Source organism: Aliivibrio fischeri (genome assembly GCA_038993745.2).
Lineage (GTDB): Bacteria > Pseudomonadota > Gammaproteobacteria > Enterobacterales > Vibrionaceae > Aliivibrio > Aliivibrio fischeri_B.
Window position 1 is genome coordinate 617,383 of the sequence record CP160629.1, and the last position, 14,517, is coordinate 631,899.

Annotated in this window: 14 protein-coding genes, 2 tRNA genes, 1 rRNA gene and 1 pseudogene; 12 read left to right on the forward strand and 6 right to left on the reverse strand. The window is 37.9% G+C overall.

The genetic code is table 11. The features are described 5' to 3' along the window. Window positions 1-72 precede the first annotated feature (72 nt). The 3 genes from rrf to AAFX60_003045 all read left to right on the forward strand — a co-directional run bounded on the left by rrf (window position 73) and on the right by AAFX60_003045 (window position 456). Window positions 73-188: ribosomal RNA gene (rrf, locus tag AAFX60_003035) — 5S ribosomal RNA — on the forward strand. A gap of 80 nt (window positions 189-268) precedes the next feature. Further along, window positions 269-343 (forward strand) — tRNA-Asp (locus AAFX60_003040). Window positions 344-379: 36 nt separating this feature from the next. After that, window positions 380-456, forward strand: a tRNA-Trp gene (locus AAFX60_003045). 191 nt (window positions 457-647) lie between these two features. On the opposite strand, the gene AAFX60_003050 is transcribed toward AAFX60_003045, so the two are convergent. Next, on the reverse strand, window positions 648-1,121 hold the full coding sequence (locus AAFX60_003050; GenBank protein XDF78176.1) for a type IV pilin protein: 474 nt from the start codon (window positions 1,119-1,121) through the stop codon (window positions 648-650). A 103-nt stretch (window positions 1,122-1,224) separates the two neighbouring features. Here AAFX60_003050 and AAFX60_003055 point away from each other — a divergent pair, with 103 nt between their 5' ends. The 5 genes from AAFX60_003055 to AAFX60_003075 are packed head-to-tail and all read left to right on the forward strand — an operon-like array spanning window position 1,225 to window position 3,984. Continuing rightward, entirely contained in the window at window positions 1,225-1,725 is a 501-nt protein-coding gene (locus AAFX60_003055; GenBank protein XDF78177.1) for a prepilin-type N-terminal cleavage/methylation domain-containing protein, read from the forward strand. Further along, the gene (locus AAFX60_003060) at window positions 1,706-2,305 is read left to right on the forward strand and encodes a hypothetical protein (protein XDF78178.1); all 600 of its coding nucleotides are present in this window, start codon (window positions 1,706-1,708) and stop codon (window positions 2,303-2,305) included. The genes AAFX60_003055 and AAFX60_003060 overlap by 20 nt, the downstream gene beginning before the upstream one ends. After that, window positions 2,302-3,246 (forward strand): hypothetical protein, encoded by a 945-nt coding sequence (locus AAFX60_003065; GenBank protein ID XDF78179.1) that lies wholly within the window; start codon window positions 2,302-2,304, stop codon window positions 3,244-3,246. Before AAFX60_003060 ends, AAFX60_003065 begins: the two co-directional genes overlap by 4 nt. Beyond that, window positions 3,243-3,566 (forward strand): hypothetical protein, encoded by a 324-nt coding sequence (locus AAFX60_003070; GenBank protein XDF78180.1) that lies wholly within the window; start codon window positions 3,243-3,245, stop codon window positions 3,564-3,566. The genes AAFX60_003065 and AAFX60_003070 overlap by 4 nt, the downstream gene beginning before the upstream one ends. Then, window positions 3,556-3,984: a prepilin-type N-terminal cleavage/methylation domain-containing protein gene (locus AAFX60_003075; protein XDF78181.1), complete on the forward strand. Its 429-nt coding sequence runs from the start codon at window positions 3,556-3,558 to the stop codon at window positions 3,982-3,984. Before AAFX60_003070 ends, AAFX60_003075 begins: the two co-directional genes overlap by 11 nt. 36 nt (window positions 3,985-4,020) lie before the next feature. Here the strand turns inward: AAFX60_003075 and chrA are convergent, their stop codons facing one another. Further along, window positions 4,021-5,172: a chromate efflux transporter gene (gene chrA / locus AAFX60_003080; GenBank protein XDF78182.1), complete on the reverse strand. Its 1,152-nt coding sequence runs from the start codon at window positions 5,170-5,172 to the stop codon at window positions 4,021-4,023. A 49-nt stretch (window positions 5,173-5,221) separates the two neighbouring features. Between chrA and AAFX60_003085 the strand changes: the two genes are divergently transcribed. Then, window positions 5,222-6,214 (forward strand): LysR substrate-binding domain-containing protein, encoded by a 993-nt coding sequence (locus AAFX60_003085; GenBank protein ID XDF78183.1) that lies wholly within the window; start codon window positions 5,222-5,224, stop codon window positions 6,212-6,214. An 18-nt stretch (window positions 6,215-6,232) separates the two neighbouring features. On the opposite strand, the gene AAFX60_003090 is transcribed toward AAFX60_003085, so the two are convergent. The 3 genes from AAFX60_003090 to AAFX60_003100 all read right to left on the reverse strand — a co-directional run bounded on the left by AAFX60_003090 (window position 6,233) and on the right by AAFX60_003100 (window position 8,076). Further along, entirely contained in the window at window positions 6,233-6,421 is a 189-nt protein-coding gene (locus tag AAFX60_003090) for a YqaE/Pmp3 family membrane protein (protein ID XDF78184.1), read from the reverse strand. A 115-nt stretch (window positions 6,422-6,536) separates the two neighbouring features. Continuing rightward, on the reverse strand, window positions 6,537-7,568 hold the full coding sequence (dapD, locus tag AAFX60_003095) for a 2,3,4,5-tetrahydropyridine-2,6-dicarboxylate N-succinyltransferase (GenBank protein XDF78185.1): 1,032 nt from the start codon (window positions 7,566-7,568) through the stop codon (window positions 6,537-6,539). Between the two features lie 217 nt (window positions 7,569-7,785). Next, entirely contained in the window at window positions 7,786-8,076 is a 291-nt protein-coding gene (locus AAFX60_003100) for a YebG family protein (GenBank protein ID XDF78186.1), read from the reverse strand. A 191-nt stretch (window positions 8,077-8,267) separates the two neighbouring features. Here AAFX60_003100 and AAFX60_003105 point away from each other — a divergent pair, with 191 nt between their 5' ends. Continuing rightward, the gene (locus tag AAFX60_003105) at window positions 8,268-8,903 is read left to right on the forward strand and encodes an alternative oxidase (GenBank protein ID XDF78187.1); all 636 of its coding nucleotides are present in this window, start codon (window positions 8,268-8,270) and stop codon (window positions 8,901-8,903) included. 28 nt (window positions 8,904-8,931) lie between these two features. Here AAFX60_003105 and AAFX60_003110 read toward each other — a convergent pair whose 3' ends face one another. Beyond that, window positions 8,932-9,810 carry a LysR substrate-binding domain-containing protein gene (locus AAFX60_003110; protein ID XDF78188.1) on the reverse strand — a complete coding sequence of 293 codons (879 nt, stop codon included), beginning with the start codon at window positions 9,808-9,810 and terminating at the stop codon, window positions 8,932-8,934. A gap of 135 nt (window positions 9,811-9,945) precedes the next feature. On the opposite strand from AAFX60_003110, the gene AAFX60_003115 reads away from it, so the two are divergent. Continuing rightward, window positions 9,946-10,935, forward strand: a complete 990-nt coding sequence (locus tag AAFX60_003115; GenBank protein XDF78189.1) for a TDT family transporter — start codon at window positions 9,946-9,948, stop codon at window positions 10,933-10,935. Between the two features lie 81 nt (window positions 10,936-11,016). Further along, window positions 11,017-14,435, forward strand: a pseudogene (recC, locus tag AAFX60_003120) (exodeoxyribonuclease V subunit gamma). Window positions 14,436-14,517: the final 82 nt, after the last annotated feature.

A 14,517-nucleotide genomic window follows, 5' to 3' on the forward strand; every position in this document is an offset into this window, starting at 1 on the left:
AACGGATTTGAAGTTGCAAGAAACGAATTTGAATGTACGTTAAGAATTAAGCTTTCCGAATTAAAGAATTTGCTTGGCGACCATAGCGTTATGGACCCACCTGATCCCATGCCGAACTCAGAAGTGAAACGTAATAGCGCCGATGGTAGTGTGGGGCTTCCCCATGTGAGAGTAGGACATCGCCAGGCTTCCAATTTATTTTCACTTTTTAAAAAGTGAAGACAAAAGTGTTATGAACACTTGTCAGCGACGACAAGTAGTCCACTGCGGAGTGGTAGTTCAGTTGGTTAGAATACCGGCCTGTCACGCCGGGGGTCGCGTTCGAGTCCCGTCCACTCCGCCACTTATTTAGACAGAGTTAAGTCTTTAAAATAACTACAGGGGTGTAGCTCCAATTGGCAGAGCAGCGGATTCCAAATCCGCGTGTTGGGAGTTCGAATCTCTCCACCCCTGCCATACTTAAGAAGGCTCATATCGAAAGGTATGAGCCTTTTTGCTATTTGTAGTTTAGGAAAGAGCTGCGGATTCTCCCACCATAAGAACACGTGTGTTGGGAGTTTAAATCTCTCCACTCTGCCATATTTAATAAGGCTCATATCGAAAGGTATGAGCCTTTTTGCTATTTGCGGTTAGGAAAGAGTTATGGATTACCAACAGGTTGGAAGTGCCCCTGTACCGACACCTCCTGCATTTAAAGTTAAAGTACCGCAACTATCGTTATCTTGGCCTAAATCGGTTTGTGGAATTGCTGAAAGCTTATAAATATTCATTCCTGAGTTAGTTAAGCTGTAAGATATTGAATATCGTTTATCATTAATTTTGCACACACTATCATCTAAACAAGCTCCAGTATTTTTATCAATTGTAAGCTCCAAGAGTGCTTGGTATTTTTCTTTTGCCGTGCTTTCCGTTCTTCCTGGATACTCACTCTCTATATGAAGTTGTATTTTTGTTAGTACTTCTAAGGCTTCAGCTCTGTGACTTTTTAAAACATATGATGTATAGCTTGGATAACTTATTGCACTTAGAATTGCAATGATTGCAATAACGATTAGCAATTCGACTAATGTCACGCCTTTTTGAAATACACATGTATTCTTACTATTAATTATTCGAATCATTTCGATAACTCATTGAAATTGAATATACCTACTTTTAATCGGTGTTACTCTCTCAAGCAAGATGAAATATCCATAATAGAAATGTTGCAAAGGAAATTGCGAAATGCCTCGCGGGTTTACTCTGTTCGAACTAGTTATCAGTATTGCTGTACTGTCTATTTTATTAATGGCGGCGGGGCCTAGCTTTACTCGTTTATTGGAAGAGCAAAGTGTGAAACGATTTGCGGGAGAGATTGAAGGTTTTTTTATTCAAGCTAAATCTGAATCTGTTTTACAAAATAAAAAGTTAAATTTATTTTATATAGATGACTCAGTAAATTGGATTATCTCTTTAAACCCTGAAGGTTCTTCTGCTGCAACTATTGCTGAAGCAAAAAATACATCATTAGCATTTATTGAATCACTTAATTATCCAAATATAACAATGTCATCTAGTATCTCGGTTCTAACTTTTGACCCTATTAGAGCGACGCCTAATTTATCTAGAAGTTTTTATTTTTATAAAGATAACAATAAAAAGTTAAAATTATCTGTTCATAATATTACAGGTCGAATTAAGTTATGTGGACTTGAGGGGGCTTTTTATGGTTATAAAAAATGTTAATCGTAAACAATATGGAGCGTCATTGATAGAACTTCTAATTGCCTCTTCTATTGGTTTGGTAGCTTTAATGTTAGTTGGGAATATTTACATTAAAGGACAGAAGATCTATGCAGAAAGAAGTCAAAATCTATTATTAGTTCAAGAGTTAAATGATGCTTTACGGTTTATAAAAGAAGAAAGTCAACGAGCAGGGTATCAAGGTGGTAGTTCTGACCTCGCAATATTATCGGGCGCAAATGATATTATTCATGTTTCAGGAGCTCAATTAAGTTTTATTTATCAGTTGGAGCCTGCAGCATCATCTGCGTGGCGTTTTGCTTCTTTTAAGTATGATTCAAATACAATAAAAATCTGCTCTAGAAAAAATATGAATCATATTCCTGATATTAACTATTTACCACAATGCTTATCATTAATTGATAATAACATCATAAATGTATCGAGTTTCTCTCTTAATTATACACACCTAGGTAATTCTGTGAGCTCGGGCTATTTAACTATTTCAACAACAGCCGAACTAAAAAATACAAATCATCAGTACTCTTCTGAAATCAAAATACAACAAAGGAACTGGAAATGAATAAAAAGCAAAGGGGGGCAATAACCTTACTCGTTTCTAGCTGTATTTTAATGGCTTCTTTAATTTTATCTTTAGGAAGCTATAAACATATTTTTTATCAAGTAAAACGAGCTCAAAATGAGGTCGAGGCAAGAAAAGGGTACTGGGCTGCTGAAGGTGGTGTTGAGTGCGTATTTTCAAAAGTATTTATATCAGGAACAGTTCCTAGTGGAGTGATCAGTGAGTGTGCTCCTTTAAATTTAGATTCTTTATCAATAGCATCGACTGATCATTATCTTATTAATGCTCAAAAATCCTCTCAGATTGTAAAAAAAGAATTCATGCTAGGTGGAGATGGTGGTGATGGTGCAATTAAATCTGCTTCTAATTTATATTTTTATACAAGTGTGACTTTTACATCTCCTGATCCTGTAAAGCTAGGAGCGGATGGATGGGAATGTGTAGCGGTAAGATATAAGGATAAGATTGGTGCTTTTGGTGCAGTTAAAAATGCAGGAGTAAATCATAGCGTTAAACCTAGTAGTGATTTTGATAACCAAGGTAAAGATTGCAGTCCTGACCATAAAACAGATTCAGCTGCTGGTAGTTCTAATTTCAAGTCGGATTTTCTAAGAGATGGTAAGATTTCACCGTTTAAGGATTTATTTGGTATAGAACCAAGTGACCATAACGTGATTCGAGATAATGGAAAGTTTGATATTTTATATGGTTCAGGAAGTGGAAATGATAAACGTTTATCTGAATGTGGAACTAAATTAAAAGATAGGATTAATGCAGGTAAAGCATATATTTGGGTTGAGGGTAGTTGTGAGATTACTTCGGCTCAATATGAAAGTTTCTCAGAAGCTATGAATAAGAGTAAAAATGGTGCCTTTATTGTTATTCATGATGGCTCTTTGTCAATAATGGGGCACCTTCAGGTGCCACAGCCAAAGATATGAAAGGAGTTATTTTTCATTTTAATCATGATTATGCAGTTCCTACAGATGGAAGTAATTGGAATGGAACAGATGCATATAGTGAATTATATCCTCACGGAGGAAAGCCTAACTCATTATATCCATCAGAATTTTTATCTACGGCCTCTTTTTACCAGAATGGTACATTTACATTATTAGGCGGGCAATTTTTTGATACAAAAAAACAGTCGGCTATTTTTCATACGAGTTCAAATTTTAAATATAACAGTGATATCGTGAATGAATTAGTTTCTGGTCTCGTACAACCTCGATGGGTAAAAGGATCTTGGCATGATTTCTAAACAAAAAGGGTTTAGTTTACTTGAGGTTTTGATTTCGTTTGTTTTATTAATTGTTGGTGTTTTAGGCTTAATAAAACTACAAGTCTTCGTAGATAAAAAATCAGAATATGCAGCGAATAGTATACAAGCGTTATATGCGGCAGAGTCTAAACTTGAATACTTTAGAACTCGTTCTATGGACGGTAGTGCTGATGGGACCATTGCATTTGATACCATCGTAACTCAGGCGACACCAGAGTTAATTAATGGATATAAAGTAAGTTGGAAAGTAAAAGATAGCATGCCTACAGTGATTTCTGGTGCAAATGTAGCGACGTTAAAAGAAGTGAATATTAAAGCCGAGTGGCTTGACCGTTGGAATGAGACCAAAAATGTTACACTGCAAACCATGATATCCAGATATAGTGAATTCAATTAGGTTCAAACATTATGCTTGAACCTAATTTTTCATCAATCACCCAACAAAAGGCAACACACCACCTGTAATAATAAAGAAGCTAACTAATCCAACGATTGGAAGTTTAGCCACTTTTAATAGCGCAAAGCCGATAAGCACTAACGCCATATCTAAGCCAGAATTAACAGCGCTTGTGAATACTGGATCATACAACGCAGAAATTAGTAATCCCACTACTGCTGCATTAATACCAATAATCGCTCCTGAAAGTGCTGGCTTTTTAGCAAGTACTTGCCAGTGGTTAAATACACCAAGAACCAATAAGAAACCCGGTAAGAAAATAGCAACAGTGGCAATGATAGCGCCAAGTACTGGTTGTTCACTCCATAGTTCGTAGCCTAAGAAAGTAGCAAAGGTAAACATTGGACCAGGTACAGCCTGTGCAGCTGCGTAGCCAGTTAAGAAGCTATCCGTGCTAACTTGGTCGCCAACAATATTTTGTAATAACGGTAGAACAACGTGACCGCCACCGAACACCAAACTACCAGCTTGGAAAAAGTCTGAAAATAAACCAAGTAGTGGTGAGTAACTTACAACGGTAGGTAATACAAAAAAGCATAAAGCAAAGATAATTAAAGGGAGCCAATTGATGCCTTTTGAGTCTTGTTCAATTTGCTCTTTATCATCTGATTTTAGGTAAAAGCGTCCAATCAGTGCCGCAATAAATAATGCGAGCAATTGAGTTGTGATAGACGGCAAAATCAGTAATAACGTTGCTGTCATTATACAAAGGAAGACGGTGAGCTTATCTTTACAGAAACTTTTATACATTCCCATAATAGCATCAGCAACGACGACGACAGCGAGTAATTTTAAGCCGTGAATAATACCTTCAAAAACGTCATTACCAAAAAATGAGTGACTGATATTCGCAAGTAATACCATGATAAGAATAGACGGTAATGTAAAGCTAATTGAAGCTAATAAAGCTCCCAGAAGACCTTTGCGGTGATAACCTAATGCAAAACCAACTTGGCTTGAGCCAGGTCCTGGTAAAAATTGGCTTAATGCGATTAATTGAGCGTATTCTTCTTCACTAATCCATCCACGCTTTTGAACAAATTCATTTCTAAAGTAACCAATGTGGGCAGCTGGCCCACCAAAGCTTACCCAGCCTAACAAAAAAAATCGTTTAAATATTTCAAACATAATCTACTCAGCTTTTGATGTGTGATCCAATTTTGGATATTCAATTTTGATGAGTTCAAGATTACGAGTTACTATAAAATTATTCAAATCGATTGTATTGCTATTAACTATGAATGAAATTAATTGGAAGGCGGTAGACTTAAATTTATTAGTCGCTTTTAGTACTTTAATGGAAACCAAAAGTGTTTCACTCGCTGCAAATAAATTGTTTGTGGGTCAATCAGCGATGAGTCATAGTCTTTCTCGTCTACGTGAGTTACTACATGATCCTTTGTTTGAAAGACAAGGACATCAAATGATCCCCACAGCAAAAGCGATTCAATTATATCCTTTAGTTAATAAAGTATTACAAACGATCTCTGGTGATATTTTAAAGGTGGATACGTTTGAAGCGAGTGAGTTTACCGGTACTTTTAAAATAGGGATGACGGATTATGCAGAACTTCTTTTTGCTGCAGATATTTTTGATGCCATTCATCAATTAGCGCCAAATGCGCAACTTTGTTTTACTACGGTAGATAAAGCTAACTATCAAGATCGTTTTGATTCTGAACCATTAGATCTTGTTATTGGAAGCATGAAACCAGAATTAAAAGAATTTCAATATCAGACGTTATACACAGAAAAGCACGTATGTATGTGGGATGGACAGCGACATTCGTTTAGTTCGCCAATCACTCTTGATGATTATATTTCTTTGCCCCACGCATTAGTCAGCCCTGATGGTGCATTAAAAACAGGGGTAGATAAAGAGTTAAAAGCATTAGGAGTGGGTCGTTCTGTTAGTGTGGCCTCTAAGCATTTTTTAACCATAAGACATTTAATGAAAAAAAGAGATTTAATTTGTGTGGTTCCTGAGTTGATGGCTCAGTTAGATCTTTTTTCTGAAAAACTGGTGCATTCAGAGCCACCAATTAATGTTGGGGAATTTGATATTCAATTGATTTGGCAGACGAGAAATAAAGAAAATAAACGCTATCAATGGCTTAAAGAGTTACTTATTCAAACCATTGAGAAAAGCGTTGCAGTTTATAGGGCGTAGTATGAGTTTTTCTAATTTCTATCGCCCAAAAGCGTCTTTAATTTTTTCATCTGTTTTATATTGGCTTAGAGCATAAACAGACCAAATAGCAGCAGGGATCCAACCAATTAATGTGATTTGTAAGATAAGACAAATAATTCCGCTAAATGGACGTCCTATCGTAAAAAACTGTAACCAAGGCAGCAATAAAGCAAGTAGTAGTCTCATTTCGTTTCCTATATCAATAAAAATGGCCAGTAACAATTACGTTACTGGCCATAAGATTACCTTGATCTTTATGAATAGAGCGTGAATACCTTATTCATATAATCCAGTTAAAAAATTAGTTATTGCTGTGCAATTCGCTATTTAGTTCAACTGCAGATTTGTTCGTTAAACACTCGATTTGACCAGTGATAGAGTTACGACGGAATAGAAGATCGGTTTTACCAGCAAGATCACGAGCCTTCGCAATTTCAACTTCTTTGCCTTGATTGTCTAGCATGCTCACTTTTGTACCAGCAGTAACATATAGGCCTGATTCAATCGTACAACGATCGCCCATTGGGAAACCAAGACCTGCATTAGCACCAAGTAGACAGTTCTCACCAATAGAGATAACCATTTTACCGCCGCCAGAAAGTGTACCCATGATAGAAGCACCACCGCCGATATCTGAACCATTGCCAACAACAACACCAGCAGAAATACGGCCTTCAACCATACTAACACCCGTAGTACCAGCGTTAAAGTTGATGAAACCTTCGTGCATAACTGTTGTGCCTTCACCAACATGAGCACCTAGGCGAACACGTGAAGTATCAGCAATACGAACACCAGTAGGAACCACGTAATCCACCATTTTAGGGAATTTATCAACGCAATCTACAGTTAGTGTTTCGCCAGCTAAACGAGCTTCGATTTGACGATCAGCAAGTTCAGGTAAATCGATTGGACCTTGGTTAGTCCAAGCAATGTTATGTAGAAGACCAAAGATACCATCTAGAACAGTACCGTGTGGTTTAACTAAACGGTTAGAGATAAGTTGAAGCTTTAAGAAACCTTCAGCAACAGATTGAGGTTGCTCATCAGTAGCTAAAACAACAAGAACTAATGGCTGTTTAGATTGAACTGCTTTTTCTGCAAATGCTGCGTTAGCAACATCACCGCTTGCTGCAAATGCGTTAGCAAGTTCAGTACAAACTTCAGAAGAAATTTCGATCGCTTGGTTGCCTTCAGCGTAACCACTTGCTTGTGCAATAGCTGAAACTAGTGCATCAGAAGGGTTAAGTACTGGGTGAGGGAAGAAAGCTTCAATAATTTTATTGTCGCGGTTTTTTGTCGCTGTACCAAAGGCAAGAGCAAAATGAGCCATGTAATGATTCTCCATTTCCATATAAATATTAGTATTTAAAAATAAATCTTACTTCACATCATAAAGAGAGTTGCTGTGATATAGAAGAGCGAAACCATAAAACTTTGGTTAAAAATAGAAAAAGTTAAAAAAGCAGAAAGTGAAGAGCGAGTAGATACATAGAGTACAAATAAAAATAGCAGCGATTAGGCTGCTATTTTGAAAGTATTTTTAGCAATTAAGCTGCGTCAGATTCTTCATCTTGAACGGCTTTTATCTTTGCTTTTTTTGGTGCTGGTTTACGTTTAGCACCTAGAGCAATTAATAGATCTTCTTTATGCTTAGCTAGGTATAAAGACATCTCTTCTTGTTTAGCTTCATCTTCAATTAATTCACTTTCACCTAGAAAAGTAAAAAGCTCATCTGCGATATCAAGCATTTTGTCATAAGCATCGGCTTCCGATTTAGAGGTAAAAGTCATCTTCTCTTCTCCGTTGCGCTCAACTACATATTTGACGATAACAGCCATGGTCGTCTCTCCTATTTAATTAACTGGTGTTTTATACAGTAAGCGAGCTTACGTGTCCACTTGGAGAAACGAAAGTTAGATAAAGTTAACGTCTAACGGATAAGACAAATTTTTATTTGTAGAAAAAAAAGTTGAGCAAGATTAATTAAAGGTATATTTTAAATGCAACTTTAATTAAAAAGGTGAACAGCATGTCAGATTTTGAATTGAAACATAAAGCAACGAATAAAATTTCAGAGAAGATCGCATATAAAATTACTCAATGTTTGAAGTTTCTTTTGAATATTTTTTATGGTTCAAAGTATGCTAAACGAGCTGTAATTTTAGAAACGATTGCAGCAGTACCTGGAATGGTGGCTGGCATGTTCAATCATTTGAAAGCATTACGTAGAATGAAAGACGATCAGGGATGGATTCAAGAATTACTAAGCGAAGCTGAAAATGAAAGAATGCATTTAATGATATTTCTAGATATAGCTAAGCCTCGTTGGATTGAACGCCTTTTAGTTTTGTTAGGTCAAGCTGTCTTTATTGTTGTGTATAGTTTTATTTATTTACTCTCTTCGAAAATAGCTCATCGTGTGGTTGGTTATTTTGAAGAAGAGGCGTGTAAGAGTTATACGGAATATTTAGCTAAGATTGATGAAGGTGCTGTTGAAAATGAAGCCGCACCGCAAATAGCGATAGATTATTATCAATTGCCAAGTGATGCGATGTTACGTGATGTTATTCTTAAAATTCGAAACGATGAAGCAAAACATCGAGATCGTAACCATTCATTTGCAGATGCGTATGAAACTCACGATCTTCCTGCTCACCAGCGTTAGATATTTGTTGAAATGAGGCTAAACAGCCTCATTTTTGTTGAATAAAGTTCATAAAATATTGCAGTAATGGCGTTTGGTATTTTTCTTTATGTACTAATAACCAATACTGTCTTGCCAATGTTTTGTTATAAGCCAATTTAACTAAGCGACCATCATTTATTGCGTTTTGTGCTGCGAGTTGAGATAAACATGCTAACCCCATACTTTCAGCACAACAATTAATGATCGCCTCAGTGGTATGAAGTTGTAATGATTCATGCCAGTCATTTAAGTTAGCTGCGATATGATTAATAAAATATTCGCGACTGCCTGAACCTTCTTCGCGTAGTAGCCAAGTTGAATGCTCCAAATCATCTAATGTCACTTGAGCTTTAGTCGCTAAAGGATGGGAAGGCGAGCACACTAAATACATGTCGTCTCGTCGCCATTCAATCATATTTAATTTTGGGTGATGGGCTTTACCTTCAACTAATCCGATATCAAGCTGAAATTCTAATAATCTATTGATGATTTGTGCTGTGTTTGAAATAAATAGCTGCTGAATATCACATGGGTATTGTTGTTGGAATTTACTCAATAATACTGGCGCAATATGATTACCAATCGTATCACTAGCTCCAATGTTTAATGAGCCTGTCAGCTGACTATCCGCTGCAAATTGGTGCTCAATCACTTCAGCTCGCTCTAATAGCTCATCTGCTAGAGGAAGTAATTGACGACCTTCACTATTTAATACTAAGCGGTTATTTACACGATCAAAGACTTTATAACCGAGATTTTTTTCTAATTCAGAGAGAGATAAACTTACGGCTGGTTTAGTTATATACAGTCGCTCCGCCGCTTTTGTCATGGTTTTTTCTTGTGCTATTACAGTAAAAACATTAAGTTGCTTGAGTGAAATTCTCATGACAGGAAGTCCTAAATTAATTAAAAGCTAAGTCGTTAATTTTATTTTAACGCTAGTTTTAATTTATACAAATTTTATTAATGGATTGTTCCGATTAAAATAGCTCTATCGTTAAATAGTACAGAGATTATTGTCATGCTTAATTATACAAAACAAAAAATAGCAGGAGCTCCGACTCCAATGGCGGGATTAGCTCTTGGTATCGCAAGTTTAGGTTGGTGCTGGGAAAACGCATTACCATTAAATGGTTATGCACAGTGGATCTCAGCGGCAATTGCGTCTGTTTTATTATTGGTATTAGCAGTTAAATTTTTATTACACCCTGCTGTTTTATGGAATGAATTAGCGCACCCTGTTGTTGGTAGTGTCGCTCCAACATTTGCAATGGGTACTATGGTGGTATCAGCTTCTATTGGGCATTTTTACCGTGCAGCGGGAGATGCTTTATGGCTTGCTGCGGTAGCTATTCATGTTATTTTCTTAATCTCTTTTATTTATCATCGAGCAAAAGATTTTGAATTGCATCATATGGTGCCAAGTTGGTTTGTGCCACCGGTAGGCTTAATTGTTGCTGATGTTTCTTTCTCTGGTAGCGCATCATTAGCATCAGTAGCTCATTGGGTATTAATGTTTGGTTTAGTTAGCTACGCAATCATGCTACCAATCATGATTTACCGTTTGATTTTTAGTCATGAAGTACCAGATGCCGCAAAACCAACCATCGCAATCATGGCTGCGCCAGCAAGCTTATCATTAGCGGGTTATTTAACAGTGACATCTTCACCATCGCCTGTAATCATTGCGCTTCTATTTGGTATTGCAGTGTTAATGACGAGTGTTATCTACATGGCTTTCTTTAAATTAATGAGACTACCATTTAGTCCTGGTTATGCAGCGTTTACCTTCCCTATGGTTATTGGTGCTACTGCATTATTTAAAACAGCGAACTGGATGTTATCCCAAGGTGTAGCGGCAAATTATGTTTACCAAGTAAGAACGCTCGCTGTTGTTGAATTAGTGATAGCAACTTGTGTGGTGAGTTATGTTGCGATTCATTATTTAGCTCATTACCGTCCAATTACTCGAATGACAAATCGTTTGGCAAATATGAGTCATGCACATTAATTTATAAGCTTTTTTTCTCTTCAAACACATCCAGTTACGTTAAGCTATAGGAACTTTCATTTTCTTATAAGCGAGCTGGGTGTGTTTACTGTTTATCATTCAAATCAACTTGATGTTCTTAAATCACTTGTCGTTGAGTTAATTCGCCTTAACCCCCTTGATAACCCGTTCGAGCAAGAACAAATACTTGTTCAAAGTCCCGGTATGTCGCAATGGCTAAAAATCGAACTCGCAAAAGAGTTAGGTATTGCCGCCAATCTTACTTTTCCACTTCCTGCTACTTTTATTTGGGACTTGTTTACTCAGGTGCTTGATGATGTGCCAAAGCGTAGTGCTTTTCACAAAGAAGCGATGACATGGAAAATAGTGACATTATTACCTGAGCTGTTAAAACAAGAGGAGTTTGCACCTCTGCAGCGCTATTTAGAAAATGATGAAAACCAACTTAAGTGTTATCAACTGGCTGCAAAAATTGCCGATATCTTTGACCAATATTTGGTGTTCCGCCCTGAGTGGATTCAACAGTGGGAAGCCGGAGAAGAGGTGGTCGAATTAGAAGGAGAGCATCCTTGGCAACCTATTTTATGGCGAGCACTCTATGATCAAACACTTGCACTTGGTCATTCGCCTTATCATCGTGCCAATATGTTTGAGCACTTTATCGAAACGCTAGATAATTATTTGCAAACGGGCACTTTACCAAAAGGGATGCCTAAGCGTTTGTTTGTGGTGGGCATCACTTCACTGCCTCCTCGTTATTTAGATGCGCTTGCGGCGTTAGGTCAGCATATTGATGTGCACCTAATGTTTACCAATCCGTGTCGTTATTATTGGGGGAAATTCGAGACAGAAAATACCTTGCTCGTTTAGAAGCCCGTAATCGGCTGCAAGTTAAATGGCTAGATGATCATAGTGAGCATATTGGTGATACAGAACAGCTAAAAGGTTCTATTGAGGCTAATTTTGAAGATGAATTACATACTTCTGAAGTGGGGAATTCCTTACTTGCCTCATGGGGGAAATTAGGCCGAGATAATCTGTGCTTACTCTCTGAGATGGAAGCACAAGAGATTGATGCCTTTGTTGATGTTGGTAACGACAATCTTTTGCACTCTATTCAATCGGATATTTTAAATCTTGAAGAGCGCAGTCGTGATGATGTGCTTGATAACAGTCAGCATAAACAGCCAATCAGCTTTGATGATCGTTCCATTCTTTTACATTCGTGCCATAGTCCAATGCGAGAGGTAGAGGTTTTACACGATCAGTTATTGGATATGTTTGCTAATGACCCAGATTTAAAGCCACGCGATATTATCGTCATGGTGGCAGATATCAATATTTACAGTGCGGCGATTCAAGCCGTCTTTGGTAATGCGGCGTTTGATCGTTATATTCCTTTTGCGATTTCAGACCAAAGTGCTGAGCAAGAAAACCCAGTGTTATTGGCTTTCATGACCTTGATGGCGCTGCCTGAGAATCGCTGTGGTCTTTCTGAATTGCTCACTTTACTTGAAGTTCCTGCGGTAATGTCTCGTTTTAAATTCAATGCCGAGCAATTTGAAATTGTGAAACGCTGGGCTGAAGAAACAGGTATTCGTTGGGGGTTAGATAACAGCACATCTGCACAGTTTGATCTTCCTGAACACAACCAAAACTCTTGGCTATTTGGTATTCAACGCATGCTACTTGGTTATGCGATGGAGCAAGGTGCTGGGCTATTCGAAGGCATGGCGAGTTACGAGCAAGTGCAGGGCATGAATGCGGAAATTGCCGGTAACTTAGCGCAGTTTATTGATCAGCTTTTGACTTATCAGGTCATCCTAGGCCAACCGCATACAATTACGAAATGGCGAACCACCATCAACCAATTAATGGATGATTTTTTAGATGTTGAATTAGAAGGTGAATTGGTCGTTAAAAGCATTCGAGATCAACTGCAAAAGCTGGAAGAAAACCTAGAAGATGCGGGTTTTGATGCGCCAATCTCAGCGCCAATTATTAATAATTATCTGAAAAATAATTTATCTGGCGGTAAAGCTAGTCAACGATTCTTAGCGGGACAAGTTAACTTCTGTACCTTAATGCCAATGCGTTCCATTCCATTTGATGTGGTGTGTTTGCTTGGGATGACGGATGGATCTTATCCTAGAACCATGCCTGTTGAAGGCTTCGATTTAATGCAAAAACGCATGAAACCGGGTGACCGCTCACGTCGAGATGATGATAGATATCTGTTTTTAGAAGCGCTGCAATCGGCAAATAAAGCGTTTTATTTAAGTTATATTGGGCGTTCAATTCGCGATAACACAGAAAAAGCACCGTCAGTATTAGTCAGTGAGCTACTTGAATATTGCCAGCAAGGTTATTGCCTAGAGGGTGATAATGAGTTAAATCCTGAAGCATCCGCAAAACGCTTGGTTAAGCAATTAACCATAGAACATCCTCTGGTTCCTTACAGCCAACAAAGTTTCATTGGCGATAACACGAGTTATGCTAGTGAATGGTTACCAACGGCCAAATTAGAAGGGGCTGCAGCACCTGAGTTTCAGACTGCGCCATTAGTGTTCGCTCCAGAAACAAAAGAGCTAGAGTTGACTGAACTGCAACGTTTTTGGCGTTTACCTGTCGCTTATTTCTTTAATCGTGGTTTAAAAGTCTTTTTTGAATCGGTAGAAAGTCGAGTTGAAGATGATGAGCCGTTTACCATCGATGGTCGTACTGGCTATGGTATGAAATCGGATCTATTAGAGGACTTATTGGCCTATGATGATCCTAACCATGTATCTCAAATCTCTCGTGATTTTTATCAGCAGCAAAAAGCCCAAGGTAAATTACCGATTGGTAGTTTTGGTGAGATAGCTGCAGATAAAGAAGTGAACACGGTAAAAGATTTGGTTGCTCATATTCAACCATTAACGACGTTACCATTAGACGATCAAGAAGTACGTCTACGCTTTACTTTCTCACACGGTGAAATGGAACTGCAAGGTTGGTTAAAACAGCGTTATCAGGCAGGAATGCTGCGTTATCGTGGCGGTAAAATTCGTTCACATGAAATTCTAGCAACTTGGATTGATCACCTGTGTTTGTGTGCAATGGGCCAGCAGCAATTGACTCATCTATTTGGTACGGATGCGATTTATCACTTTGAAACCATCGAAAAAGAAAAAGCGTACCAAGAACTAGAGACTATATTAAGTCTTTATATTTCAGGTAATTGTGCACCGTTAGCTTATTTACCAAAAGCGGCATTAGCAGGGCTCGAAGCACACGTTGATAAAAAAGGTGTGTGGAATGATGACGAAGAAACACATCAAAAAGCCCTGAAAAAAATGGCAGATGAATACAATGGAACCCGCTTTGCTGGTGAAAATAGCAATGATTATGTAATGCGTATGTGGCCAGAATGGAATGATGATTTTGGTAAGGCTATTTTTGATAATGCTCAAAAGGTGTTACGCAATGCATTGTTGCATAGCGAGAAAGAAAAATTATAAAAGTGGTTATCATTAGGAAGTAGGGTGGCCGCCAGTAAATCATTTTTAGTGTAGGGCGTTCGCTGTACGGCCACAGGTCAGA